The organism is Mesorhizobium sp. BH1-1-5, assembly GCF_020165615.1.
Taxonomy (GTDB): Bacteria; Pseudomonadota; Alphaproteobacteria; order Rhizobiales; family Rhizobiaceae; genus Mesorhizobium.
The window spans coordinates 127446-150340 of sequence record NZ_JAIUIM010000014.1; the positions used below are offsets into that span (position 1 = coordinate 127446).

Consider the following 22895-nt stretch of genomic DNA (forward strand, 5'->3'; position numbering starts at 1 on the left):
AATTGGTTCCCGAGGCAACCGATAGTATCGATCCGGGCGCAAGGCAAACGCGGTTTGCCGGTGGCCGCCATCCCGGTCGTCGCACCTGCCGAGCCACTTGCTCGGCGCGCAAGGTGATAAAACCGAACCGTTCGGTTCAATTAATGTTGACGGTTCGTGTAACCAGGGTGAACACCGGCAGCCCATATCAGGGTGCCATATCGCGCGACGATCATCGTAACCACTTGATATTAAACGATAAGAATGTGGCCGCAGCGTCGTTCACATGATTTCAAGATCGAACCGAACGGTTCGGTTCACAACTTTTCGTGATTGGAAATGGCAACAGGACCGACCCATTTCGGGGTGGTCCGAGCGACGCGAATTTCCATTACGGCACGCCACTAGACGGACACGACTTTTGAAATCTGGAGTACCTAAAATGAACAAGATTGCTTTTGCCGCCGCTGCTCTCCTCATTGCCACGGGCAGCGCTTTCGCCGGCAGCGACCATTACAACCCCAACGATGCCAGCCAGTCGGCCGTGACGGCCCCTGCGGGCAACGTCGATCGCACCGTCACCGGCTCGATCAGCAAGTTCGAACAGCGCTTCATCAAGAGTGCGCCCAACTCGAACCAGCAGGAATCCGGCCAGGGCCTCTGGGGCAACCACTAAGCTGGTTCCAGTCCTGACCAAAATCTGACCATCAACTCAATCTGACCATCAACTTTGAATTTGGAGTAACTCAAATGACCAAGATCGCTCTTACCGCCGCCGCCCTGCTTGTCGCCACTGGCGCCGCTTTCGCTGGGTCCGACCACTACAACCCCAACGAAGCCAATCGCTCGGCCGCCTCGGTCGACACCTCGGTCACCGCTTCGATCAAGAAGTCGGACGCGAATGTCCAGAAGCCGGCGGCTCAGGCTCCTGCCCGGGATCTGTTCGGCAACCGCTGAACGGCCTGGTCTCCCAAGACTTCAAAGCGGCGGGCTTGTCCCGCCGCTCTGTTTTTCTACAGCCGGCTACCCTTGGGCCGGCGGATTGATCAAGCATTCATCACGAAGCGGTGATGCCTGTAACGATGCCCCTGGGGCTGTCGAAATGAGAGCAAGGGCCGATAGACGGGGCCGATGCCAGGAAATTCAAGTGTGTCGAACGAGCGGGCAGCACCCGGGCGATGCCCGAAGCTGTCCCATGCCGACCCACTGGGTCTTCGGATCGTCAATCGCCTGATCAAACAGCGCAACCCGAAACCAGGAGTATTTGAAATGACCAAGATCGCTCTTACCGCCGCCGCCCTGCTTGTCGCCACTGGCGCCGCCTTCGCTGGGTCGGACCACTACAACCCCAACGAAGCCAACCGGCCGGCTGCTTCGGTCGACACCTCGTTCACCGCTTCGATCAAGAATTCGAACGCGAATGTCCAGAAGCCGGCGGCCCAGGCCGAGACCCAGGGTCTTTTCGGCAATCGCTGAACGGCCTGGTCCTCCAAGACCTCGAGCGGCGGGCTTGTCCCGCCGCTCTGTTTTTCTACAGCCGGCTACCGGCAACATGAATCAGTTCACAAGTATTTGTATCACAAGCATTTGTAATCGTTTGCCTTTCTCCGGGCGAAGTCGAAGCCGACGCTGCTGTGGCTGCTGAAAATAGCGACGCGCCGGGAATAAATCCCGGCCGCCACGGGTCTTGTCGGCAGCGGGGCCATCCTCCCAAGGCCGCCGCCCCGACGAAACCGAACGAACAAGGAAAACTGAAATGACCAGGATCGCTCTCACCACCGCCGCAATGCTTCTCGCGATGGGCTCCGCCTTCGCCGCCAGCGACCACTATGACCCCAACGATACCAACCGGCCGACTGTCGGCGTCGATAGCAGCCGCACTGCTTCGATCCGCAAGCATGAAGTTGCCAAGCAGGGCGATGTCGACACCTCGATGACGACCGGCTCGGCCGGCTCCAAGGCTTGGCCGGAGCCGGGCCAGGGCATCTGGGGCAACTGATTTTTTACGCCTCGGAATCTCAAAGGCGGCGGGCTTGCTCCGCCGCCTTTTGTTTTACGCGGCGAACAGCGCCAATCCCCGTGCGGAGGAGATCGGCAGTTTCACTCTAGGCCAAATCCTTTGGCCGAACGCAGTGCGTCAACCGCGCGCCGCGAAAGTCGAGATCCACCCAATCTTCGTCCAGCGTGAACCGCGCGAGCGCCGCCGTCGGGAACTTCGCTTCGATTTCCTTGAACACGCTCTCGTCCGATCCGGCGCCCGCCAGCCGCAGCGCAAAATGCTGCAGGCCGGGATTGTGGCCGATCACCAGCAGGCTCGTTGCATTGGCCTGTCGCACGCGCGCCAGGATGGCGCCGGCGGCCGCCTCGTAGAGCTCCTCGGCAAATTGCGCCGGCACATGCCTGGGAAGTTCGGCCGCGACCATCTGCCAGGTCTCGCGTGTGCGCAGCGCCGGCGAGACCAAGGCGAGGTCGGGCAGCCAGTCGCGCCGGGCAAGCTCCCGCCCCATCAGCGGCGCCGTTTTTTGCCCGCGCGGGGCTAGCGGCCGGTCGAAATCGGGGAGGGAGGAATCGTCCCAGCTCGACTTGGCGTGGCGCAAGATGAGCAACTGTCTCACGGGCATCTGTTTAGCTCAAGGCGACGAAAGAGCGGGCGCGATATACTCGCTATCGGGGATCGGAAGCCGACCGTCGGTTTCAACGGTAGCTGCCCATATCCGCAAATTCACAGTGGCAGTGCATCCGACGGACGCCTGCCCACGATACGGTGCGCCGAGCGAGCAATTTGCCCCAGCGATCTTGGTTATGAATTCGGCGTCGCTGCCGGCTTTGCCGAACGCAACGCCATCCACATCGACAAGGGTCTTGTATCCTTGCCATAGTCGAGCCGTTGCCTGCTTCCCGCGAAATGTGAGCCAGTTTCGACCGTCCGAAAACCGGAAGGTGACCGTGCCGTCGGCATTCCTGGTCTGTGTCACTTCGCCGGTGCAGGCGTCGGTCAGTTTCTCGTTTCTGACAATGAGCCTTTGGCTTGCCGGTAACTGTCCACGTACCGGGCTGGTCCGCAGCCGCCGCGCCTGGCGCTGTGGCGACCAGGATAGATATGACGAGCAAGTTTGCTACGACTGGTTTGTCGCGCATATCGCCTCCGATTTCGAAACAGCTTCTACGGCGTGATCCGCGCCAGCTGTTCGAGGTCGGTCTCCTCGCGCAGCGGGTCCGGCGCCATCACCACCGAGGTGGCGTTGTCGGCGTCGTCGGCGAAATGGGCGAACACCGTATGGCCCTTTTCCATGCACGCCTTGCCTTCGGCGACGAGGCCCAGCGCCAGCGGGTAAAGCCGGTGCTCCACCTTCAGCACCCGCGCTGCTAAAGTGTCCTCATTGTCGCCGACCATCACCGGCACGGCGGCCTGCGCGATGATCGGGCCGTCGTCCATCTCGGGCGTGACGAAATGCACCGAGCAGCCATGGATGCGCACGCCCGCGCGGATCGCGCGCGCATGGGTGTCCAGGCCCTTGAAGGCCGGCAGCAGGGCAGGGTGGATGTTGACCATGCGCCCCTGCCATTTCTCGACAAGGCCGCGGCCGAGGATCCGCATATAGCCGGCCAGCGCCACGATGTCGGCGCCGAAGCCGGTGAGCGCGGCATCGATCGCGGCGTCATAGGCATCTTTGCTCGGATGGTCGGCGCGCTGGACGACCTTGGTGGCGATGCCGCGCGACTGGGCGATGCCGAGGCCGGCGGCATTCGCGCGGTCGGAAATGACGCCGACGATTTCGGCGGGATAGCTCGGATCGGCGGCTGCGGCGATCAGCGCCGTCATGTTGGAGCCGCGTCCCGAGATCAGGACGACCGTGCGTTTCCTGCTCATAGGCCGATCGAGCCCCTGTAGATGACGCCCGCATCGCGCCGTGGCACGATGCGGCCGATCGGCGTCACCGTCTCGCCGGCTTCCTGCAGCACCGCCGCCACCTGCGCCGCCTGGCCGGAGGCGACGGCGAGGATCATGCCGATGCCGCAATTGAAGGTGCGCATCATTTCTTCCGGCGCGACGCCGCCGGTCTTGGCGAGCCACGAGAACACCGGCGGCACGTCGATCGCCTCGAGGTCGAGCTCGGCGGAAAAATCCTGCGGCAGCACGCGCGGGATGTTTTCCGGGAAACCGCCGCCGGTGATGTGGGCCAGCGCCTTGATGCCATGCGTGTTGCGGATGGCCTTCAGGATCGACTTCACATAGATGCGCGTCGGCTCCAGCAGCGCCTCGGCGAGGCTGAGCTCCTCGTTGAACGGCGCCGGATCGCTCCAGCCAAGCCCGCTGGCTGCCACGATGCGGCGTACCAGTGAGAAGCCGTTGGAGTGCAGGCCGGACGAGGCAAGGCCAAGCAGCACATCGCCCTCGACGATGTCGTCGGTCGGCAGCAACTGGCCACGTTCGGCCGCGCCCACGGCAAAGCCGGCAAGGTCGTAGTCCTTGTCGTGATACATGCCGGGCATCTCGGCTGTCTCGCCGCCGATCAGCGCGCAGCCGGCCTGCCGGCACCCTTGCGCGATGCCGCCGACGATCGAAGCGCCCTGATCCGGATCAAGCTTGCCGGTGGCGAAATAGTCGAGAAAGAACAGCGGCTCGGCGCCCTGGACGACGATGTCGTTGACGCACATGGCGACGAGGTCGATGCCGATCGTGTCGTGTTTCCCCGCGTCGATGGCGATCTTGAGCTTGGTGCCGACGCCGTCATTGGCCGCAACCAGCACCGGATCGGTGAAGCCGGCTGCCTTGAGGTCGAACAGCCCGCCGAAGCCGCCGATCTCGCCATCGGCGCCCGGCCGGCGCGTGGCGCGCACCAGCGGCTTGATCTTCTCGACCATCAGATTGCCGGCATCGATATCGACGCCCGCCTCGGCATAGGTGAGCCCGTTCTTGCGCTTGGCCGGATCGCCCTTGCTCATCTTCGGCTCGTCCCTGTTTCCATTGCGGGCTCTTCGCATGAATGGTTTCGGGGAGCAAGGATGACGCGCGGGTGAGGGAGTTTGTTCCCGAGGAAAGTGGGCGAAGCGTCGAAACTGCCAATCTCCCCCCTTGTGGGGGAGATGTCCGGCAGGACGGAGAGGGGTGTGAAGGATCGCGACCGTCGAGCGGTCAGCTTTCGAGTGTCCGTGAGCAACGGCCAATAAGCCGGCGGGACAGCACCCCCTCTGCCTTGCCAGGCATCTCCCCCGCAAGGGGCGATTGGCAGCTTCGTCGCCCCGCTCTTGCGCCCGCCTCCCATCTCCCTCATCTTTTTCTCTACAAGAACACGACGGGACATCACGTGACCCTTCCCAACATGATCACGATCATGCGGCTGCTGCTCGTGCCCGCCGTGGTGCTGGCCATGCTCCAGTCGCTTTGGGGTTGGGCCTTCGCCGGATTCCTCGTCGCCGGCATTTCCGATGGCGTCGACGGCTTCATCGCGCGCCGCTGGAACCAGTCGTCCCGCCTCGGCGCCTATCTCGATCCGATCGCCGACAAGCTCTTGCTGGTCTCGGTTTTCGTCGTCATGGGCTTTGCCGGCGAACTGCCGCTCTGGCTGGTGGTGACCATGGTCTCGCGCGACGGGCTGATCGTCTGCGCCGTGCTTTTGTCCAGCGTGATGAGCCATCCGGTCGAGGTGAAGCCTCTCTTCGTGTCGAAGGCCAACACCGCCGCTCAGATCGTGCTGGCGGCGCTTGTGCTGGGCGAACTTGCCTTTTCCGTGCACCTAGGCCCGCTGCGGACCGCGCTCATATTGCTGACCGGGGTCTTGACCGTGGCTTCGGCCGCGGCCTATCTCGTGGCTTGGCTAAGGCATATGAGCGGCTATGGCGAAGGCTCCCGGACGAGCAACTCCCAGATCGTCAACACCAAGTCGGGCATCGGCAAGTCGGGCGGCTCCAGCACGGACGCCTGACGATGACGGCGCGGTGATCGCTGCTGACGACGGCTCGGGCGGGCTTCGCCGCCAGGTCTTCTTCTGGCTGGCGACGGCCGTCCTGCTGGCGCTCTTCCTCTATTTGTTCTCGGGCATCCTCTTGCCCTTCGTCGCCGGCATGGTGCTGGCCTACTTCCTCGATCCGGTGGCCGACTGGCTGCAGCGGCTCGGCCTCTCGCGCCTGATGGCGACGGTGGTGATCCTGATCGCCTTCATCGTCGTGGTCGTGCTGGCCTTCGTCATCCTGGTGCCGGTGCTGGCCACCCAGATGGCCGATTTCGCCCGCAAGCTGCCGGAATATCTCACCCGCCTGCAGTCGCTGATCACCAGCTTCGATCCGAAATGGCTGGAGCAGCGTTTTGGCGTCAACGCCGCCGGCCTGCGCGACGGGCTGAATTCGCTCTTGACCTCGGGCTTCAGCCTGCTCACCACCGTCTTCACCTCGATCTGGAGCTCGGGCGTCGCGCTGGTCTCGGTGGTGAGCCTGTTCGTCGTCACCCCGGTCGTCGCCTTCTACATGCTGCTCGACTGGGACCGCATGGTGGCCGAGGTCGACGGCTGGGTGCCTCGCGACCATGTCGAGACGGTGCGCGCGCTTGCCCGCGACATCAACACCGCCACCGCCGGCTTCGTGCGTGGGCAGGGTACGCTCTGCCTTGTGCTCGGCGCCATGTATGCCACCGGACTGACGCTGACCGGCTTGAACTTCGCCATCCTCATCGGCTTCTTCGCCGGGCTGATCTCCTTCATCCCCTATGTCGGCTCCCTGACCGGGTTGGTGCTCGCCGTCGGCGTCGCCTTCGTCCAGTTCTGGCCGGACTGGACCATGGTGGTCGCGGTGGCCTGCGTGTTCTTCGTCGGCCAGTTCATCGAGGGCAACATCCTGCAGCCGAGGCTGGTCGGGAAGAGCGTCGGCCTGCATCCGGTGTGGCTGATGTTCGCGCTCTTTGCCTTCGGCGCGCTGTTCGGCTTCGTCGGTCTTTTGATCGCTGTGCCGGCCTCGGCGGCGATTGCCGTGCTGGTGCGCTTCGCCATCGGCCGCTATCTTGAATCGCCGCTTTATAAGGGCCACGCCACCGAACCCGCGCCGCCATTGCCGGCAGATCGCGGCGGCGGCCACCGCTCGAAGCGGGGCTGAAATGGCTGCTCAGCCAGCAGATAAGCCACGCCAGCTGCCGCTCGATCTCGGCCACGGCACCGGCTATTCGCGTGACGAACTCGTCGTCTCGGGCACCAATGCGCAAGCGGCATCGCTGGTCGACCGCTGGCCCGACTGGCCGTCGCCGGTCGTGGTGCTGGCTGGGCCGCCCGGCTCCGGTAAGACGCATCTCGCCCGGATCTGGCAGGAGCGCGCGCACGCCGTCGCCATCGATCCCGGCCGGATCGGCGAGCACATTGCCGGGCTCGGTGTCGGGTCGGCGCTTATCGACGACGTCGACAAGGCGGCGATCGACGAGCAGGCCCTGTTCCACCTGATCAATGCCGTGCGCGCCGCCGGCTCGACGCTGCTCTTGACGGCGCGGCGGTTCCCCTCCGCCTGGCGCGTCGCGCTGCCCGACCTCATCTCGCGGCTGAAAGCGGCGGCGACGGTGGAGATCCACGAGCCCGACGACCTTTTGCTCGCCGGCGTCATCACCAAGCTGTTCGCCGACCGCCAGATCGAGGTCGAGCCGCATGTGGTGCAATATCTGGTGCGCCGCATCGAGCGTTCGCTCGGCACCGCCATGCGTATCGTCGAGCGCCTCGACAGCGCAGCCCTCGAGCGCAAGACGCCGATCACCCGCGTCTTGGCCGCCGAGACCGTCAGCGCCATGGACGAAGGGCAGGGTGAGTTCGATATCTAGTCTGCTTCCCTTCTCCCGGGGAGAAGCGCCCTTACGCCCATAGCCGGGCCAGATGCCGGGCCAGCAGATAGACTCCCATATGCGCGGCCACATAGCAGGCGGCGACAAGGATGAAGAACATCAGGCTGGCGGACCGCGACCGGACCACACCGCCATTTCTCTTGCTGGGACGGTTGTTCCAAACCCACAGGGCGGCGCACAGAATTGCCCAAGAGACTGCGACCGGAACTGTAAAGCCGTAATAGGCCAGATAGGCCGGGCCGATCAGCGACAGCAACGCCTCGATGGCAGGCATCGAAAATCCCCCTGGGTTCGAAGTGTAGACCGGTGACAGGTTGGAAGCGAGGGATTGTCGTGCCGCGTCCCGGCAGAAACAGATTCGCATGGCCAGACGTGATTGTAAGCGGGCTGATCGGCCGGCGCGTGACATCGAAACGACGACGTGATATATTGATATCAATGCAATCGGCATGATATCAATGAGTGCTGTTACGATCAGAAACCTTCCGGAGGAAACGCATCGTGCGTTGCGGGTGCGCGCGGCCATCAATGGACGCAGCACGGAGGCGGAAATCCGCGCCATTCTTGAAGACGCGGTTCGACCGGAGGACCGAGTCAAGCTGGGCTCGCTATTGTCCGCCATTGCTCGCCGGTCGGGCGTGACGGACGAGGACGTTGAAGCACTCGAACAAGCCCGTGAGAAAAGCCCGGCCGAGCCGCTGAAATTCGAATGATCCTCTTGGACACCAACGTCGTTTCGGAGGTGATGAGACCGCAACCTAATCCCGCGGTCCTGGCCTGGCTGGACAAGCAGGTTGCCCAGACACTCTATCTGTCCAGCATCACGCTGGCGGAGGTGCTGTTCGGCATCGAAGCCATGCCAGCCGGTCGGCGCAAAGATGCGCTGGCCGAAACCTTTGCCGGGATATGCGCAATCTTCGATCGGCGCATCCTGGTCTTCGACGAGGAGGCGGCACGCCGCTATGCCGGTCTCGCCGTAAAGGCCAGAACCGCCGGAAGGGGATTTCCCGTGCCTGACGGGTACATCGCGGCCCTCGCCGCCGCGAAAGGCTTTCAGGTCGCGTCGCGGGACACGGCGCCGTTTCATGCGGCCGGCGTTTCCGTGATCAACCCATGGGAGCCTGTGGCGTAGATGTCCCATTCCGGAACAGTCTTTCGGCATCGCTCTTGCAATGCAGACAATGCCGGCTGATCCCGGTCCCGGTCGCGTTCCAGATCGGGTTGTAGGCTCGCCGGGCTCGAGGTGTTGGGGTTCTCGCCCGGCGGGTTTACCGTTCCAGCGGAGCTCGTCTCACGCCGTAGGACTCAACTTCGGGGACTGTTTCGCTATGAAGCAGCGAAAACTCGCAGCTGCCCGCCGCTTTATGTCGGCGACGATTTCTCCAAGACCGACATGGAACGCGATCTGAACGGCCGAGGTGGCTAGAGCAATTCTAGGAAAAGTGTGAGCGGTTTTCAGTCTGGAATTGCGTCAAAACAAGGAGATAGAACGGTTCGCCGTTTCCGTGAAACGGTGAACGCTCTCGGTCCGCTCCCCCTTGAGCCTGTCCCACAGCCGGCGCAATTGTCTCCGGCCAGGAGTCCCGACAACGCGGCCGGTCTGATTATTTCCGAGAGAAGCGATGGTCGGAGTGGCAGGATTCGAACCTGCGACCCCCTGATCCCAAATCAGGTGCGCTACCAGGCTGCGCTACACTCCGACGTCCCGCGGCGTATAGGGGGCGCGCGCCCGGAAGGCAACACAAAAACGGAGGCCCTTCGATCCGGGCCGATGCCGCTGTATTGAGGAGTGCCAGCCCTCGATTTCAATAACGGTGTCCGGATAGCCGCGGGGGCCCGCAAGGGGTGGCTGCAAGCGGCGCTTGAAAACCTTGCCGCCTCCGCCGATGCCTTCGCGGCCTTCATGCAAAGTGATCGGTCAGCTCAGCGCTTCTGGCCGGCGATCTTCCTGGCGATCGCCGTACCCTGGATCCTTGCGTTGGAAAAGCAGCCGCGAATGCTCGGCCGCATGCCGGTGAACCAGAGTCCGGGCAGCTTCGGGTCGTTGGCGGCGCCGTTGAACAGCGGCACGCCCTTGGCGTCGAGCACGCCGAGCTTGCCCAGCATCGCCTCCAGCCCGGTGCGATAGCCGGTAGCGGCAATGATGATGTCGGGCGCGATCGTCTGGCCATTGTCCAGCACGACGCCGTCGCGCCTGAATTCGCGCAGTTGCGGCACCACGATGATGCGCCCGGCCTTGATGGCATTGACCGCGCCGTCGTCGGCGGCGATCGCGGTATAGTCGGAGCCGAGCCGGCTGGCGCCGCCCGCCGGGGCAGGGGGCAGGCCGTATTTCGTCAGATCCCCGAACACCAGGCGCTGCGTTGCCGCCATGGCTGCGTCCGCGAGCCATGTGGGTAGGTTGGCCATGAGCGGCGATATGCGGTGCACCGCGATCTGGCCGATGCGCTTGGGCAGCAGCGAAGGTCCGTTGCGGGCCGAAAGCCACATCTGGCCCGTCTCGACGCGGGAAAGATGGTTGAGCGCGTCGAAGCCGGAATTGCCGGCGCCGACCACCAACACCTTCTTGCCGGCATAGTCGCTCGCCTTGCCGAAATCGGCCGAGTGGATGATCGATCCGGGAAAATCCGCCATGCCTTTCCAGGCCGGGATGAAGGGTTGCCGGTCGCGCCCGGTGGCGATCACCACATATCGCGCCGCCTTCAAGCCGGCGCTCGTCCGCAACAGCCAGTGGTCGCCGCGAAATTCGGTCTCGTCGACCTTGATGCCGAAAACGATCGGCAGCTGATGCGTCTCGGCGAAATCGTTGAGATGGCGGATGACGGCGCTCCGGTGCGGGAAGGCCGGCGTTCCTGCCGGAAAGGATACGCCCGGCAACGAGGAGAGGTCGCGATGCGTGTTGAGGTGCAGGTTGTCGTGGCGGCGATGCCAGGGCTCGGCCAGCCGTTGCTCGCGTTCCAGGACCTGCGTCGTCACGCCGGCCTTGGCCAGCGCATGCGCGGCGGCAAGCCCCGCGGCGCCCGCGCCGATGACAATCGCGCCTTCCAGTATCGTTGGCTCGCCGACCCCCGACGGCAAGACTTTCGCTTCCGCGCCCATGCGTGTCTTTATCGTCGTCATCATGCCTTCAACTGGCACGACCATGTATCTGACATATGCCGCCCACGGGCCAAAAGGAATAGGTCGATGTTGCAAAGACCTTTGGCATTGTGTCGCGGATTTTTACAAGCGCTGGCTAATGAACCGGGTCGGCATGGCGATGCACCAGCTTGAAGGCGCCGTCCTCCAGCCGGAACACTTCCGTCACCCGCAAGGTCATCTCGGTCGCCTCGCCGTTCTTGCCCATGCGCGCCTTGGCATGCTGCAGGCCGCTCCAGAAGGCCAGATCGCCGCTTGCCGAAGCCTGCAGCACCTCGAGGTCGGTGCTGCCGCCCTTGCCGAAGCTCGCCGCATCGCGTTCGTAGCGGCCGGCAACCGCCTCGGCGCCTTCGAGATGGTCGCCGCGCGGCGAAAAGAACGTCGCCGGCCCGGCATGGGTGACGATCGCCTTCAGCGAGGTGGCGTCGCCATTGACATAGTCCTCGGCGATCTTCCCGCGCTGCTTCATGAAGGCATCGAAGGACGAGCCGCCGGGATGCACCGTCCTGATCCAGGTTTCCATCGCCGCCATGAATTTCTCGAGAAACGCCGCGGTGTCGCTATTGGTCACCGCGCCTTTGTCGTCCAGCAGTTCCGCGACATTGCCGATATAGGCCTCCGGCTGCTGCATCACCGGCATGTCGAGGAAGACGAAGGTCTGCCGTAGCGCGTGGTTGGCCCCGAATGCGCCGAGCTTATAGGGCGTGACGCTGACCACGCCGGCGGGCAGGCCTTTGAACACGCTCTTGCCGGACGGCCGCGAGCCGACATCGAGCGCATTCTTCAGGCAGCCCGGGATCGAACGGTTGTATTCCGGTGTGACGAACAGCACCGCGTCGCATTCGCGTATCGCCGCGCGGAAGGCCGACCACGGCGCCGGCGGGTCGTCGCCGTCCATATCCTCGTTGTAGAGCGGCAACTGGCCGATCTCGATGAAGCGGCAGCGCACCGAATCCGGCGCGCGGGCGGCCAGCGCCTTGGCGATCTTTCGGCTGAAGGACTGGGCGCGCAGGCTGCCGACAAGCACGGCGAGCTGCAGGACGGCGTGTTCGATTGCATCGGTCATGGCGAAACGTCCGTTTTGGCGGTGGCTCACGGGAGGGTCGGCCCCGGCAAGGCCGCCCGACATTTCGATAATGTCGCCGGCGCGGCGAGGTTCCCCGCGCCGTGGGGGTGCAGGGGTGCTTGCGCCCTTGCCGCCGCGGCCATTGCACAGTAATGACGGATTGGCGCGAGATTTCAGGCTCCCGACAGGACCCGGAAATGGCGCTGAACAAGGGTGCCCGGGCTTCGGGCGGCAAAGAGGTGGTCATGTCCGCGCGTATTTTCAGTCCAGCCAAAACCGCGATGCAGTCCGGCAAGGCCAAGACCGGACATTGGGTGCTGGAATTCGACCCCGCCCAGCGCAAGAAGATCGACCCGCTGATGGGCTACACCACCTCGGGCGACATGCTGAGCCAGGTGAAGCTCACCTTCGACACGAAGGAAGAGGCGGTAGCTTATGCCGAGAAGGAAAAGATCGCCTATCGCCTCGAAGAGCCGAAGGAAGCCAAGCGCCGGCAGATTTCCTATTCGGACAATTTCCGCTATGACCGCAGGACGCCCTGGACGCACTGACTTTCGAGTCTCGCGTCGCTTGGCATGACAGACCAGCCGGCTCGGCCGGCCGACGGTCCCGTAGCTCAGCTGGATAGAGCACCGGCCTTCTAAGCCGATGGTCACAGGTTCGAATCCTGTCGGGATCGCCAATTAATTCAATGGCTTATGGAGTCTGGCTGACTCTCGATCTAAACCTGCGCCAGCAACTCTGTCACGAAATCCACGAACACACGCACCTTCGCGGTGCGGTATTGCCGCGAGGGGTAGATCGCGTGGAGCGGGAAGAGCTCGTCCCGCCAGTCGGGGAACAGCTCGATCAGCCGCCCGTCACGGACCTGCTCGCGCGTGGCGAATTCCAGGACCTGCGCGATGCCGGCGCCGGCAAGGCAGGCGCTGAGCATGGTCGGCGCGTCGGAGGTCGTCAGCCTGGTCTGGACGCTGACCGGCAGCATCTCGTTGCCGCGGCGCAGTTCCCACTCATAGGCACTGCCGTGCGCGGCGTCCCAGAAGTCGATGGCGTCATGGTCGGGCAGGTCGGAAGGGTGCTGCGGCCGCCCCCGGCGCTGAATATAGGTGGGGGCCGCGACGGTCAGCACGCGCGTCTCGAACAGTTTGCGCGCGGTGAATGAGCCGGCCGGCGGATCGCCGAATCGCAAGGCGAGGTCGAACCCATCGGCCACCAGATCGCCGACCGCGTCGCGCATGATGAGTTCGAGGCGAAGGTGCGGATAGAGCGCCAGGAACCGACCGGCATGCCCCGCCAGCACCAGCTGCGAGAAGAACGGGTCGACATTGACGCGCAGCCTGCCGCGAACCACCGAGGTGGCTCCGGTGGCCTCGACCGCCGCTTCCTCGATGCCGTCGAGGTGAGGGCCGACCCGCTCGTGGAAGCGACGCCCTTCGTCGGTCAGGTGCATGGTGCGCGTCGTGCGGTCGAGCAGCCGCACGCCGATACGGGCCTCCAGCCGCTGGATCGCGCGACCGACGCCTGAGGCGGTCATGCCGAGCGTGTGCGCTGCCCGCGCCATCGAGCCGGCTTCGACCACCGCCATCAGCACCGTCACGCCGGACAGCAATCTTCCGTCGTAGGGCATCAACCATTCCCAACCTGAAGTCCGGGTTATGATGACATATCGGCGTTGGGATCAGCAAGCAAAGGGTGTGACAAGGCCGGCCACCGACCTTCCGCGAGCCTGCTTTCTTTTCGCCGGCCGCGATCCCGATCCACACGATCCGAAAGGCATGATCATGTTCGCCGTTACAGCAATCACCGGCCGCGTCGGCGGCGCCGTAGCCGAAACGCTGCTCAAATCGGGACACAAGGTTCGCGCGGTTCTGCGCGACCAAGCCAGGGGCGCGCCGTGGCTCGCCAAGGGCTGCGAGGCCGCCATCGCCGACCTCGGCGACGCCGGGCCGCTTGCCTCGGCACTTGCGGGCGTCGAGGGCGCGTTCATCCTGTTGCCGCCGGTCTACGATGCCGAGCCCGGCTTTCCGGACGTGCTGCCGAAGATTGCCGTCATTCGCGAGGCGCTTGGTCGCGCGCTGCCGGCCAAGGTGGTCGTGCTGTCGACGATCGGCGCGGATGCGGCGTCGCCCAATCTGCTCAATGTCTTGCGCCTGCTGGAAGAAACGCTCGCCGACTTGCCCGTGCCCGTCACGTTCCTGCGCGCCGCATGGTTCATGGAAAATGCCCAGTGGGATCTCGCCTCGGCGCGCGACGCGGGCGTCATCGACAGCTATCTCCAGCCACTCGACCGTCCGGTTGCCATGATCGCAGCCGCCGATGTCGGCAGGACGGCGGCCGAATTGCTGCTGGAACAATCCAGCGGCCACCGGGTGATCGAACTGGAAGCGCAACACAGGGTCTCGCCGAACCAGATCGCCGCTGCCTTCGGCAATGCCCTCGGTCGCAAGGTCGCGGCGCGTGCCGTCCCGCGCGAGCGCTGGGAGACGATCTTCCGCGACCAGGGCATGCGCCATCCCGAAATGCGCATGCGCATGCTCGACGGCTTCAACGAAGGCTGGATCGATTTTCGCGATCCGAACGCCCAAAGGCGCAAGGGCAGGATCGGGATAGACCAAGCGATTGCGAAGATCGTCGGCCAGGCCGGACAGTGAGTCGACGTTTTCGGGCAGGCAGACCCGAAGACCCGGTCAGAAGTCGCTCACCGTCTGTCCCGCCGGGCCGCCCAGATAAGTGTTCCACACATAGTCGCGAAGCATCTCCCGATGTTCCGTCGATCGGTGGTGGTAACCCGGTCTTTCGGGGTATGACACGCCGGCGAGGTGAAAGAAGGCGCCGTCGATGAACTCGTGGTGCCCGACCGCGCCCGCCATCGTCATCGGCCGCTGTTCCACGGCTGCGACGGCGACATCCGCCTCGTCGAGCTTCGAATAGAGGATCGCCCAGTTTGCGGCGCCGGTGTCGAGGCCGAGATTTATGCGGGGTTCGAAGTTCAGTTTGCGATCGGCCACCGCTGAGAACCGGTAGAAGCAGTAGCCTGCCCACAGGTTCCAGTGCCGGTCCTGCGGCTTGGCCTTGTAGACATGATTTTCGTTGCCGTATGCCCTGCGGCCATACACGGCTTTGCCGTCCAGCTTGGACGGGATGTCGAACGGCGCGACCGGGAAGCAGTCGTGGTCGATGAAGCCGAAAAGCTCGGGCTTCAGGTGGCGGACGATGTTGTGGAAGGCCCAGGTGATGGCGGTTCCGTGCGATCTCGACAGGTGCTTTTCGACCCGCATCGGCAGGGCAAGGTAAGGCACGCCGCGCACTTTGCAGATGCGTGCGATGGTTTCTCTCGCCTGGGCCTTGGTCGAGTTGTCGACGACGACCAGCGTCATCCCTGGCGAATGCATCTCCCACGCTTTCGTCAAGGCGTCGATCACCCAGGGCACGTTGAATGCGATCGTAACGCAGACGCGCGACACTCCGGCGTCCTGCAATTCTTTCGCAAGAAGGCGCCCGGATGCGCGCCCCCGATATTCGAAGGCCTTGTAGACGAACTGGTTGCGGAGCGCCTTTACCCGTATCACGACAGGGTTTCTGCTCACTCCATCAACTATTGCTTTATACGCCAACGCTGCTTCTCACAAGCGGCACCCCCCGGTGGTCTCTTTGCTCGCGGCGACTAAAAAATCAAGCAGCTTGAAGCTTCGCCCGTTGGGTTCAACGGCGCAGTTCCGGCTCAAAGCGCGCAGCATCGGGACCTCTGGGTTGCTGGTCGGCTGTTCTGCGGCTATGTCGCCGCAGGGCTGCCGCTGAGGTTTGCAAATGTCGACGATTTCCAGATGGCTCAAGGACGCACGCTCCAAGCTGCCGGAGCATGTAACGGTCGGCCGTCACACCTACGGCGTGACATGGCGCAAGGTCCTGTTCCCGTTGAAGGATGCTCCGCTGCAAGTCGGGGCCTTCTGCTCGGTTGCCGGTCAAGTGCTTTTCATTTGCTCTGGCCAGCACCCAACCGAGAGTGCAACCTCGTTTCCGATCTACAGCCGGTTGCTGAAGCAGCCCGAGCCGACCGCAAATGGCGGCAAGCCTGCCGGCATTACCGTCGGCAATGATGTCTGGATCGGCAACGGCGCGATGATCTTGCCGGGGATCAAGATCGGCGACGGCGCGATCGTCGGGGCGGGATCCGTGGTTACGAAGGATGTTCCACCCTATGCAATCGTCGGCGGAGCCCCGGCCCGGCTGATCAGATATCGATTCTCCGAGGAGATCGTAGCGAAGCTGCTGGCGATCCAGTGGTGGCGTTGGGACGATGAGAAGGTCAAGGCCGAGGCGGCCATCCTCACCGGTCCCATAGAGGCTTTCGTCGAGAGGCATTCTGTGGCAGGCACCGCCACGAAATGACGGGCAGCGGTTAGCGGAACGATGAGGTCGTGTTTCTTCCTGGCGACGGATGCCAACTACCTTCCATATGCCTGCCTCACGGCGCGCCGGATTCTGGACGTCTCCACGCCGGTCGACGGCTTTCTGCTCTACACCGGTGCGAGCGAACCGGACCTTGAAGTCGCCCGCCATTTGCTGGAAGGCAAGGTCGAGCTGGTCGACGTCACGGACTTCATGACGAATTTCGGCTTCCGCTTCGGAACCTACAGCATTGCCGCTTACGTTCGGCTTTTTGCCGACCAATTTCCGTTTTTCGCGCCGTATGATCGCATCGCATACACAGATTGCGACGTTCTCTTCAACAGAAACATCAACGACTTGGCTGGCCAGCAGCTGCGCGCCCCGCTGCTCGCCGCGCATGACGACTACATGTATTTCAGGCCTTCTTACCGGCAAAAGCTCAAGCTGGCGCCCGGTGCGCCATACTTCAATTCCGGTGTGGTCGTCTTCGACATGAACGCCGTCCGCGAAAATGCCCTGCTGGAGCAAACGCGAAAGACCGCCGTCGAGGGGCGGATGAACGACCAGAATGCCCTGAACGTCGCCTTCGAGGGCAAATGGCAGACGATGCATCCGAACTGGAATTTGCAATCGCTTGGAACGAGAGAATTTCGCTTCTCGCAAGCCTGGGCCAGGCACTTCGCCGGCGGCAAGCCTTGGGGCAATCAGGTTGGGGTCGAACTCGAGGCGCTGAAAATCTGGCGCGATCTGGCCAGGAACACGCCCTGGGGCAAGCCCTTCGAGCAGCGCATTCCCTTCGAGCGCGGCGTGATGAAGCGCTTCATCCGCCGCTTCGACGCTGCTGCCGGTCTTTTCGGCAAGGACGTGCAACGCCGCCGGGCCAGGTATGACGGCACGAAGATGCATCGGATTTATGCCCGTCAGGCGGATGAAGGAGCGATGGCGGTCCAGTTTCCGGAAGTGCTCGGCGGATTTGGCTGATCCGGCTGCGCAAACCTGGTTTTGCCCTCCGCGGCTGTGGATAGTAACCGCGCGTTTACCACGCTCGGGCGCTTGCGTTGCGGCCTGGCGCCCGACTCGTCGAAATGGAAGTGCCTGAACCCGTCAGGCGACCCAGAAGCCTAGCGGCCGGCGTTTTCATGTACCCCACCGAGATGCGTGCTCGAACGCGTTTCGGAGTATGCGTCGGCCGTCGCTTCGCCCTCACCGAAACAAAAGCCCGCCGCGGTAATGGGGAACCGCGACGGGCGTGCGGGAAATCGAAGCTAGGCCAGCAGGCCGGCGACCTTGGCCGCCTTGCGCAGCGTCTTGCGCGCATCCACCGGGCTGCGGAGACCGTCGAGCGCGTCGCGGCAGACGCGGTTGGCCGAGCGCCAGGCGCGGTCGCGCGACTGTCCCGGCCAGCGCTGGTCGAGGCACTCCATCGCCTCGAAGCAACTTGACACCTTGTGCTGGCCGTTTGGCTGGAAATCGATCACGACCGGTTCGGAAAACCAGACATCGTTCATCACTTTCTCCGTTCTTGTAATTGTCTTTGGGCGAGCAACGACACCGGACGGCGTCGATCCAGGCCGAGGGCGATTGCCGACCCGCGCGTTAACCAACCACCACGCATTAGGTTCCGAAGAATTTTCATGGCTGCGATGGGCGCCTCATCGGTCGACGGATCCGCGATTCGGATGGCTGAAAATCACGTGACCAAAGTCACTGCCGCGCCCTCGCGGGCGGCGCTAATGAATCAGCCAGGCTGATGAAATGCGGGAAGACCTCTCATGCTTATCGCCGTGCTCGCATCCACCATGACCGTCGCCACCTTGATGGCGACCGCTTTCGGGTTCTACGAGGAAGCGCGGCGGAGCCGTGCTCACGCTGAAACGGACCGCTTGCGCGCGTTTCGAACGGCGCGTCGGTTTTCCGTCAAGTCGCGCGATCGATAGGCCCGACACCGCCGCGCATGTTCACTCCGCTTCAGCTGGCCATGTGCATCTTTCGCGCTGGAATCCTGCTTTCGCCGGCGGTGTTCGCGGTGCTGGTGCTTTTATGGCTCTACTATCGGTAGGCGGGCCGGTCGGACGCCCGGTCGGCTCTATTCCACCAGCACATGCGCCTCGCGCGCGGCGACGATGAAGGCCTCCCTGGCGTTGTCCGCCGCGACGTCGCCGCGGATCGCCCGGCGGCAGGCGCGCAGCGCATCGCCGTGCGGCGCACTGCCGGCATCGCGCCACTGGCCCGTCAGCAGCTCGATGGCCTGCTCGGCGTTGGATATGTGGCGGATCGAGCCGGAAAGCCCGACGGCGACTTCGACCGGCCTCGAAAACCATCCCTGGATCATCGCTAAACCTCCGAAAATATGTCGTAACACGATATATTTTACCGTAGAGTCGCGTGGCGAAACGTCAACTTAACGTGAAGCCATCTCACGAAGGCGACTTAAGCTGCTCATCGTCCAAGCGGCCTCCGCGAAAGCTCGATCAGTTCGGCCTCGTCGGTGATGCCCGCCATGTAATTGGCGATGATGCGCGAGGCGCGCGCTTCCTTCTGCTCGGCGGTCTCGCCTTCGAAATTGCCGTTTTCGTAGACACGGCCAAGCATGGCCGTCTCGTCGGGAGTGAATGTGTTGCGCACAACGGACATGGCTTCCTCCTTCAGCCTGGCCCTCTTTTTACCCGGCTAATATTAGCATGTTTCGAGGTTGGGGGTGAGTCTCGGCGACATTGGGGCGAGGGTTGGCGTGCTTCTTCGCCTGCGGCTGACGGCTGCTTTGCCGGCCTCGTTATATTCTTGCCGAACGAGCGCTACGCTGATACGCATTAGCAGCGCGGAATTTTTCTGAGTCTGCATTGACTTGAGCCCAGAAAAGCGCCGCGCATTCTGTCCGAGACCAGCAACCCCGACGTGGTGGCAACCGGGTTACGAAGGGGTTCTGGTCGAAAAAGAAGCAGGGCAGGTCCCGCGTCCAAACCGGGGCAGGCTCATCAACGCTCTGGAACTCTGAAGCCATTGCCCCCATGGCCTTCGGAAGAGCATGAACCATGGGGAAATCGATGGTTACGAAGAAACTTACCGCCAACGCAGAAAGCGCGGCAGCCTTTCTTGCGGTGATGGGCAACGAGAAGCGTCTGCTCATCATGAACTACCTCGCCGAGGGCGAACTCTCCGTCGGCGTGCTCGCCGACAAGGTCGAACTCAGCCAGTCAGCGCTGTCGCAACACCTGGCCAAACTGCGCAGGTTTGGCCTGGTCGAAACCCGCCGCGATCGTCAAATGGTCTATTATTCCTGCAAGTCTTCGGCAGCGCGCGAGCTTCTTGCGCTGCTCGATGGCCTGCTGGCCATGGACAAGCCGCTTGCCGGACCGGCAAGGCAGGCTTTCGTCGAGAGAATGCGGCGGCCGCAGGCCGCCTGAACTGACTGCTACGCACGGACGAGGCCGGGGGGCCTTCGTCTGGCGCGGCGCCACTATGGCGCAGGGCCGCATCGCGACGCCACCCACATTTCCTTGAACCGCTCCTGCCATGCCGCTCGCTGGGCGGTTCATCACGTTTCTTTGAGAGGCGAAGCTTCGAAACCCGATCTTCGCTGCAAGCGGCTGACAATAAAGGGTTTTCTTGTGCGGGCGGGTGCTTGGCTCTGACGAAGATTACAGATTTGTAAGTCGCCTCGCGGGCCTCCGCTGGTTAACCTTCGAGTCGATCCACACCCCCGGATCATGACGGTGCCGAGCTTCCACTTCGGCTCCGTAAAAGGCCCGCCGCTCCCGGCGGGCCTTTTCGTTTTGCGGTCACGCGCCTTGCCGCGTTCACCAAGGGCGATCATCGCTTGGTGTCGTCGGGAAGCTCCCGTCCGGCAATCTGGACTCTCGATTTCCCGTCACCTATCACATTGCGCAATGGTTCGTGCCGGGCTCCCGATCCGCGAAGCGGCGGGCAGCGTGGCATTCTTGGCCTTCGGTGCTGACGATGTTCGATACGCAAAAAGCCAAGGCCGCTTCGCGGCTACTGGTGACCCACTGGGACAATGGCACCCGTCTCGATGCGATACCCGAGACGGTTCGGCCGCGAACGCGCTCGGAAGGCTATGCCGTCCAGTCGCATGTGATGGACCGCTCGGCGGCTCCGCTTTTCGGCTGGAAGATCGCCGCAACCAGCCTTGCCGGGCAACGGCACATCAACGTCGACGGTCCGATGGCCGGCCGTCTGCTTGCGGAGAAGGCGATCGAGGTCGGCGGAACTGCCCCGCTGGCGACGAGCAGGATGCGTGTGGCCGAGATCGAATTCGCCTTTCGCTTCGGCCGCGAATTGCAGCCGCGCGCCGAGCCCTATGAGATCGCCGAAGTGATGGACGCGGTGGCGGCATTGCACCCGGCAATCGAGATACCGGACTCGCGATACGACGATTTCTGTGCGGTCGGCGCGGCGCAGCTCATCGCGGACAATGCCTGCGCCAATCTGTTTGTCATCGGCGAGGCCGTCGAAGACGATTGGCGCGATGTGGATCTGGCGAGGCACCCGGTGGTCGGGTTCGTCACCGGGAGGTCGCGCCATGACGGATCGGGAGCGGCCGTGCTGGGCGATCCCCGGATTGCCCTTCAATGGATTGTCAACGAATTGTCGGGCCTCGGCATCGCGCTCGAGCCGGGGCAGGTGGTGATAACCGGCACCTGCGTCAAGCCGATAGAAGTCGAGCCCGGCGATGAAGTCACGGGCGATCTGGGCAGGTTCGGCCGCGTCTCGGTCAGGTTTGTCTGATCGGACCGTTTAGAGCAATTCCAGGAAAAGTGTGGGCGGTTTTCCGCCCGGAATTGCGTCAAAACAAAGAGATAGAGCGGTTCGCCGTTTCCGTGAAACGATGAAACGGTCTAGCGTGCGGCGGGCTGCCTCGTGACGACGCTGCGCACCGCGAGCACCAGCACGGTGATGATGATCAGGATCACCGAAAGTGCCGCGATCGCCGGATCGATGTTGTCGCGCAGGCCCATCCACATTAGGCGCGGCAGCGTGATGGCGTTCACCGAGGTGATGAACAAAGTCACGCCGATCTCTTCCCAGGAAAGCACGAAGGAGAGCAGGGCGGCGGTGACGATGCCGAACTTGATGTTGGGCATGATGACGCGCGTCGCGCGCTCCCACACGCTTGCGCCGAGGCCGCGCGCGGCAAGGTCGATGCGCCGGTCGAGCTGGCTAAGCGACACCAGGATCAGCACCGTGGCGAAAGGCACCGTCATCACCGAATGCGCCATCGCCACACCAAGCCAGGTGTCGTAGCCGAAGAACGAGGTGAGGCCGGAGACCGAGGTGAGCAGGAAATAGAGCGTCACCGCCGAGACCACCGGCGGCACCACCATCGGCAGCAGCACGAAGCCGACAAGGGCGGCGGTGAAGCGCGGCTGGAACATCCACACGCCGAGGCTGAAGGTGAGCGCCAGCGCCGTCGAGAGGACGCTGCTGACGATGCCGATCCTGAGCGAAAGCAGGATCGAATCCAGCCAGCGCGGATCCTCGATCAGCGAGCGGTAATGGCGCAGCGACAGTTCGCCCGTTGGCATGGTCAGCATGCGGCTCGGCGTCAGCGACACCGGGATGACGGCAAGCAGCGGCATCAAAAGGAACAGCGCCACCAGCACGGCGAGGACGAGCGAGACGGGACCGGGGCGATAAGTCGGCATCTTGGCTACACCAATTGCTTCGGTTTGACGTAGCGGAACAGAAGCGCCATCAGCGCGCCGACGAACACCACCAGCACGACGCTGATCGCCGCGCCCAGTCCCCAGTCCGGGCTCTGGAAGATGCGCAGATAAATCAGCTCCGCGATCATCACGCTGCGCCCGCCGCCGAGGATTGCCGGCGTGACGAAAAAGCCCAGCGAGAACACGAAGGTGATCAGCGCCGAGCCGATGATGCCGGACCGGGTCATCGGCACGAACACCGTCCAGAAGGTGCGCATGCGGCTGGAGCCCAGGCCGCGTGCCGCAAGCAGCACGCGCTCGTCCAGGCTGCGCATGGCGGACGCCAGCGGAAACACCGCGAAGGGGATGAGGAAATGCGACATGCCGACGATGACGCCGAACTCGTTGCGCACCAGGGTCAACGGCTCCGAGATGAAGCCGATCGATTGCAGCCAGGTGTTGATCAGGCCGCGGTTGGAAAGCAGCGCCACCCAGCCGAAAGCGCGCGTCAGCACCGAGATCCAGAACGGCACCAGGATGCAGAATTCGGCGAGCACCCGCTGCGCCGGGCTGCCGCGCACCCAGACCACGGTGATGGCATAGGCCGCCGTGACCGAGACGCCGGTGACGATCGCCGCGATGCGCAGCGTGCGGATGAACACCGATTGCACCAGGTCGTCGGTGAGCAAGGCGTGGTACTGGCCGAGCCCGGGGGTGGGGAGCGTAAAACTCCACTTCACCACGCCCAGGAACGGCCATGCATAGGCAAGGATCAGGAACAGGAGCAGCGGCGCCATCAACAGCGCCGCGCCCATCCTGTCGGAGAGGGTGCCTCTCATCGCCAAGT

At 63.6% G+C, this 22895-nt stretch carries 28 protein-coding genes, 2 tRNA genes and 1 pseudogene; 16 read left to right on the plus strand and 15 right to left on the minus strand.

Going from position 1 to position 22895, the window contains the following annotated elements:
- The first annotated feature begins 421 nt into the window (after nt 1-421).
- From LB572_RS19890 to LB572_RS19905, 4 genes are all read left to right on the plus strand, one after another.
- Nucleotides 422-655 (plus strand): DUF680 domain-containing protein, encoded by a 234-nt coding sequence (locus tag LB572_RS19890; RefSeq protein ID WP_224668893.1) that lies wholly within the window; start codon nt 422-424, stop codon nt 653-655.
- 74 nt (nt 656-729) lie between these two features.
- Nucleotides 730-936, plus strand: coding sequence for a DUF680 domain-containing protein (locus LB572_RS19895; protein ID WP_140805257.1), 207 nt, complete (start codon nt 730-732; stop codon nt 934-936).
- Nucleotides 937-1248: 312 nt separating this feature from the next.
- Nucleotides 1249-1455: a DUF680 domain-containing protein gene (locus LB572_RS19900; RefSeq protein WP_224668894.1), complete on the plus strand. Its 207-nt coding sequence runs from the start codon at nt 1249-1251 to the stop codon at nt 1453-1455.
- Between the two features lie 280 nt (nt 1456-1735).
- Nucleotides 1736-1978 (plus strand): DUF680 domain-containing protein, encoded by a 243-nt coding sequence (locus tag LB572_RS19905; RefSeq protein ID WP_224668895.1) that lies wholly within the window; start codon nt 1736-1738, stop codon nt 1976-1978.
- A gap of 106 nt (nt 1979-2084) precedes the next feature.
- On the opposite strand, the gene LB572_RS19910 is transcribed toward LB572_RS19905, so the two are convergent.
- From LB572_RS19910 to purM, 3 genes are all read right to left on the minus strand, one after another.
- On the minus strand, nt 2085-2600 hold the full coding sequence (locus LB572_RS19910) for a SixA phosphatase family protein (RefSeq protein ID WP_224668896.1): 516 nt from the start codon (nt 2598-2600) through the stop codon (nt 2085-2087).
- A 542-nt stretch (nt 2601-3142) separates the two neighbouring features.
- Entirely contained in the window at nt 3143-3850 is a 708-nt protein-coding gene (purN, locus tag LB572_RS19915; RefSeq protein ID WP_224668897.1) for a phosphoribosylglycinamide formyltransferase, read from the minus strand.
- Nucleotides 3847-4926 (minus strand): phosphoribosylformylglycinamidine cyclo-ligase, encoded by a 1080-nt coding sequence (gene purM / locus LB572_RS19920; RefSeq protein ID WP_224668898.1) that lies wholly within the window; start codon nt 4924-4926, stop codon nt 3847-3849. The genes purN and purM overlap by 4 nt, the downstream gene beginning before the upstream one ends.
- Nucleotides 4927-5288: 362 nt before the next feature.
- Here purM and LB572_RS19925 point away from each other — a divergent pair, with 362 nt between their 5' ends.
- The 3 genes from LB572_RS19925 to hdaA are packed head-to-tail and all read left to right on the plus strand — an operon-like array spanning nt 5289 to nt 7771.
- Complete coding sequence (locus LB572_RS19925; protein ID WP_140803488.1) at nt 5289-5906, plus strand: CDP-alcohol phosphatidyltransferase family protein; 618 nt, start codon at nt 5289-5291, stop codon at nt 5904-5906.
- Nucleotides 5818-7065, plus strand: a complete 1248-nt coding sequence (locus LB572_RS19930) for an AI-2E family transporter (protein ID WP_263498164.1) — start codon at nt 5818-5820, stop codon at nt 7063-7065. The genes LB572_RS19925 and LB572_RS19930 overlap by 89 nt, the downstream gene beginning before the upstream one ends.
- Before the next feature lies 1 nt (nt 7066).
- Nucleotides 7067-7771 carry a DnaA regulatory inactivator HdaA gene (gene hdaA / locus LB572_RS19935; protein WP_224668899.1) on the plus strand — a complete coding sequence of 235 codons (705 nt, stop codon included), beginning with the start codon at nt 7067-7069 and terminating at the stop codon, nt 7769-7771.
- 31 nt (nt 7772-7802) lie between these two features.
- Here the strand turns inward: hdaA and LB572_RS19940 are convergent, their stop codons facing one another.
- Complete coding sequence (locus LB572_RS19940; RefSeq protein ID WP_224668900.1) at nt 7803-8066, minus strand: hypothetical protein; 264 nt, start codon at nt 8064-8066, stop codon at nt 7803-7805.
- Nucleotides 8067-8250: 184 nt separating this feature from the next.
- Here LB572_RS19940 and LB572_RS19945 point away from each other — a divergent pair, with 184 nt between their 5' ends.
- On the plus strand, nt 8251-8505 hold the full coding sequence (locus LB572_RS19945; RefSeq protein WP_224668901.1) for a FitA-like ribbon-helix-helix domain-containing protein: 255 nt from the start codon (nt 8251-8253) through the stop codon (nt 8503-8505).
- A complete protein-coding gene (locus tag LB572_RS19950; protein WP_224668902.1) occupies nt 8502-8924 on the plus strand; it encodes a type II toxin-antitoxin system VapC family toxin in 423 nt (140 codons plus the stop codon). The genes LB572_RS19945 and LB572_RS19950 overlap by 4 nt, the downstream gene beginning before the upstream one ends.
- Before the next feature lie 491 nt (nt 8925-9415).
- Here LB572_RS19950 and LB572_RS19960 read toward each other — a convergent pair.
- From LB572_RS19960 to LB572_RS34740, 4 genes and pseudogenes are all read right to left on the minus strand, one after another.
- A tRNA-Pro gene (locus LB572_RS19960) sits at nt 9416-9492 on the minus strand.
- A gap of 223 nt (nt 9493-9715) precedes the next feature.
- Nucleotides 9716-10891, minus strand: a complete 1176-nt coding sequence (locus LB572_RS19965; protein ID WP_224668929.1) for a flavin-containing monooxygenase — start codon at nt 10889-10891, stop codon at nt 9716-9718.
- Between the two features lie 136 nt (nt 10892-11027).
- Nucleotides 11028-11462, minus strand: a complete 435-nt coding sequence (locus LB572_RS34735) for a YybH family protein (protein ID WP_412033576.1) — start codon at nt 11460-11462, stop codon at nt 11028-11030.
- Nucleotides 11436-11996, minus strand: a pseudogene (locus LB572_RS34740) (NADPH-dependent FMN reductase); the annotation flags it as partial. The pseudogene LB572_RS34740 and the gene LB572_RS34735, both read right to left, overlap by 27 nt.
- Before the next feature lie 245 nt (nt 11997-12241).
- On the opposite strand from LB572_RS34740, the gene LB572_RS19980 reads away from it, so the two are divergent.
- Together LB572_RS19980 and LB572_RS19985 are read left to right on the plus strand one after the other, a co-directional pair.
- Nucleotides 12242-12547, plus strand: a complete 306-nt coding sequence (locus LB572_RS19980; RefSeq protein WP_140803495.1) for an ETC complex I subunit — start codon at nt 12242-12244, stop codon at nt 12545-12547.
- A 54-nt stretch (nt 12548-12601) separates the two neighbouring features.
- Nucleotides 12602-12678, plus strand: a tRNA-Arg gene (locus LB572_RS19985).
- Between the two features lie 39 nt (nt 12679-12717).
- On the opposite strand, the gene LB572_RS19990 is transcribed toward LB572_RS19985, so the two are convergent.
- Nucleotides 12718-13623: a LysR family transcriptional regulator gene (locus LB572_RS19990; RefSeq protein WP_224668903.1), complete on the minus strand. Its 906-nt coding sequence runs from the start codon at nt 13621-13623 to the stop codon at nt 12718-12720.
- Nucleotides 13624-13777: 154 nt separating this feature from the next.
- Here LB572_RS19990 and LB572_RS19995 point away from each other — a divergent pair, with 154 nt between their 5' ends.
- On the plus strand, nt 13778-14647 hold the full coding sequence (locus LB572_RS19995) for an NmrA family NAD(P)-binding protein (RefSeq protein WP_140803496.1): 870 nt from the start codon (nt 13778-13780) through the stop codon (nt 14645-14647).
- Between the two features lie 36 nt (nt 14648-14683).
- Here the strand turns inward: LB572_RS19995 and LB572_RS20000 are convergent, their stop codons facing one another.
- Entirely contained in the window at nt 14684-15565 is an 882-nt protein-coding gene (locus tag LB572_RS20000; protein ID WP_224668904.1) for a hypothetical protein, read from the minus strand.
- 238 nt (nt 15566-15803) lie between these two features.
- On the opposite strand from LB572_RS20000, the gene LB572_RS34600 reads away from it, so the two are divergent.
- Nucleotides 15804-16385: a CatB-related O-acetyltransferase gene (locus tag LB572_RS34600; RefSeq protein ID WP_140803498.1), complete on the plus strand. Its 582-nt coding sequence runs from the start codon at nt 15804-15806 to the stop codon at nt 16383-16385.
- Nucleotides 16386-16406: 21 nt separating this feature from the next.
- Entirely contained in the window at nt 16407-17366 is a 960-nt protein-coding gene (locus tag LB572_RS20010) for a glycosyltransferase family 8 protein (protein WP_224668905.1), read from the plus strand.
- 284 nt (nt 17367-17650) lie between these two features.
- Here LB572_RS20010 and LB572_RS20015 read toward each other — a convergent pair whose 3' ends face one another.
- From LB572_RS20015 to LB572_RS20025, 3 genes are all read right to left on the minus strand, one after another.
- Nucleotides 17651-17893 (minus strand): DUF982 domain-containing protein, encoded by a 243-nt coding sequence (locus LB572_RS20015; RefSeq protein ID WP_140803500.1) that lies wholly within the window; start codon nt 17891-17893, stop codon nt 17651-17653.
- Between the two features lie 578 nt (nt 17894-18471).
- On the minus strand, nt 18472-18717 hold the full coding sequence (locus LB572_RS20020; protein WP_140803501.1) for a DUF982 domain-containing protein: 246 nt from the start codon (nt 18715-18717) through the stop codon (nt 18472-18474).
- 107 nt (nt 18718-18824) lie between these two features.
- Nucleotides 18825-19019, minus strand: coding sequence for a hypothetical protein (locus LB572_RS20025; protein ID WP_140803502.1), 195 nt, complete (start codon nt 19017-19019; stop codon nt 18825-18827).
- A 410-nt stretch (nt 19020-19429) separates the two neighbouring features.
- Here LB572_RS20025 and LB572_RS20030 point away from each other — a divergent pair, with 410 nt between their 5' ends.
- Together LB572_RS20030 and LB572_RS20035 are read left to right on the plus strand one after the other, a co-directional pair.
- Nucleotides 19430-19789: an ArsR/SmtB family transcription factor gene (locus LB572_RS20030; protein ID WP_040988334.1), complete on the plus strand. Its 360-nt coding sequence runs from the start codon at nt 19430-19432 to the stop codon at nt 19787-19789.
- 553 nt (nt 19790-20342) lie between these two features.
- Nucleotides 20343-21131 (plus strand): 2-keto-4-pentenoate hydratase, encoded by a 789-nt coding sequence (locus tag LB572_RS20035; RefSeq protein WP_140803503.1) that lies wholly within the window; start codon nt 20343-20345, stop codon nt 21129-21131.
- Between the two features lie 110 nt (nt 21132-21241).
- Here LB572_RS20035 and LB572_RS20040 read toward each other — a convergent pair whose 3' ends face one another.
- Nucleotides 21242-22048 carry an ABC transporter permease gene (locus LB572_RS20040; protein WP_224668906.1) on the minus strand — a complete coding sequence of 269 codons (807 nt, stop codon included), beginning with the start codon at nt 22046-22048 and terminating at the stop codon, nt 21242-21244.
- A 5-nt stretch (nt 22049-22053) separates the two neighbouring features.
- Nucleotides 22054-22887 (minus strand): ABC transporter permease, encoded by an 834-nt coding sequence (locus tag LB572_RS20045; RefSeq protein WP_140803505.1) that lies wholly within the window; start codon nt 22885-22887, stop codon nt 22054-22056.
- Nucleotides 22888-22895: the final 8 nt, after the last annotated feature.

Coding starts and splice junctions, on each gene's coding strand:
- LB572_RS19890 (WP_224668893.1), top strand. CDS start 422: ATGAACAAGATTGCTTTTGCCGCCGCTGCTCTCCTCATTGCCACGGGC.
- purN (WP_224668897.1), bottom strand. CDS start 3,850: ATGAGCAGGAAACGCACGGTCGTCCTGATCTCGGGACGCGGCTCCAAC.
- LB572_RS20035 (WP_140803503.1), top strand. CDS start 20,343: ATGTTCGATACGCAAAAAGCCAAGGCCGCTTCGCGGCTACTGGTGACC.
- hdaA (WP_224668899.1), top strand. CDS start 7,067: ATGGCTGCTCAGCCAGCAGATAAGCCACGCCAGCTGCCGCTCGATCTC.
- LB572_RS19950 (WP_224668902.1), top strand. CDS start 8,502: ATGATCCTCTTGGACACCAACGTCGTTTCGGAGGTGATGAGACCGCAA.
- LB572_RS19945 (WP_224668901.1), top strand. CDS start 8,251: ATGAGTGCTGTTACGATCAGAAACCTTCCGGAGGAAACGCATCGTGCG.
- LB572_RS20040 (WP_224668906.1), bottom strand. CDS start 22,048: ATGCCGACTTATCGCCCCGGTCCCGTCTCGCTCGTCCTCGCCGTGCTG.
- LB572_RS19940 (WP_224668900.1), bottom strand. CDS start 8,066: ATGCCTGCCATCGAGGCGTTGCTGTCGCTGATCGGCCCGGCCTATCTG.
- LB572_RS19900 (WP_224668894.1), top strand. CDS start 1,249: ATGACCAAGATCGCTCTTACCGCCGCCGCCCTGCTTGTCGCCACTGGC.
- LB572_RS19995 (WP_140803496.1), top strand. CDS start 13,778: ATGTTCGCCGTTACAGCAATCACCGGCCGCGTCGGCGGCGCCGTAGCC.
- LB572_RS19895 (WP_140805257.1), top strand. CDS start 730: ATGACCAAGATCGCTCTTACCGCCGCCGCCCTGCTTGTCGCCACTGGC.
- LB572_RS34600 (WP_140803498.1), top strand. CDS start 15,804: ATGTCGACGATTTCCAGATGGCTCAAGGACGCACGCTCCAAGCTGCCG.
- LB572_RS19905 (WP_224668895.1), top strand. CDS start 1,736: ATGACCAGGATCGCTCTCACCACCGCCGCAATGCTTCTCGCGATGGGC.
- LB572_RS20020 (WP_140803501.1), bottom strand. CDS start 18,717: ATGATCCAGGGATGGTTTTCGAGGCCGGTCGAAGTCGCCGTCGGGCTT.
- LB572_RS19930 (WP_263498164.1), top strand. CDS start 5,818: ATGGCGAAGGCTCCCGGACGAGCAACTCCCAGATCGTCAACACCAAGT.
- LB572_RS20015 (WP_140803500.1), bottom strand. CDS start 17,893: ATGAACGATGTCTGGTTTTCCGAACCGGTCGTGATCGATTTCCAGCCA.
- LB572_RS34735 (WP_412033576.1), bottom strand. CDS start 11,462: ATGGCGGCGATGGAAACCTGGATCAGGACGGTGCATCCCGGCGGCTCG.
- LB572_RS20030 (WP_040988334.1), top strand. CDS start 19,430: ATGGTTACGAAGAAACTTACCGCCAACGCAGAAAGCGCGGCAGCCTTT.
- LB572_RS19910 (WP_224668896.1), bottom strand. CDS start 2,600: ATGCCCGTGAGACAGTTGCTCATCTTGCGCCACGCCAAGTCGAGCTGG.
- purM (WP_224668898.1), bottom strand. CDS start 4,926: ATGAGCAAGGGCGATCCGGCCAAGCGCAAGAACGGGCTCACCTATGCC.
- LB572_RS19990 (WP_224668903.1), bottom strand. CDS start 13,623: ATGCCCTACGACGGAAGATTGCTGTCCGGCGTGACGGTGCTGATGGCG.
- LB572_RS20010 (WP_224668905.1), top strand. CDS start 16,407: ATGAGGTCGTGTTTCTTCCTGGCGACGGATGCCAACTACCTTCCATAT.
- LB572_RS19965 (WP_224668929.1), bottom strand. CDS start 10,891: ATGGGCGCGGAAGCGAAAGTCTTGCCGTCGGGGGTCGGCGAGCCAACG.
- LB572_RS20045 (WP_140803505.1), bottom strand. CDS start 22,887: ATGAGAGGCACCCTCTCCGACAGGATGGGCGCGGCGCTGTTGATGGCG.
- LB572_RS20025 (WP_140803502.1), bottom strand. CDS start 19,019: ATGTCCGTTGTGCGCAACACATTCACTCCCGACGAGACGGCCATGCTT.
- LB572_RS19980 (WP_140803495.1), top strand. CDS start 12,242: ATGTCCGCGCGTATTTTCAGTCCAGCCAAAACCGCGATGCAGTCCGGC.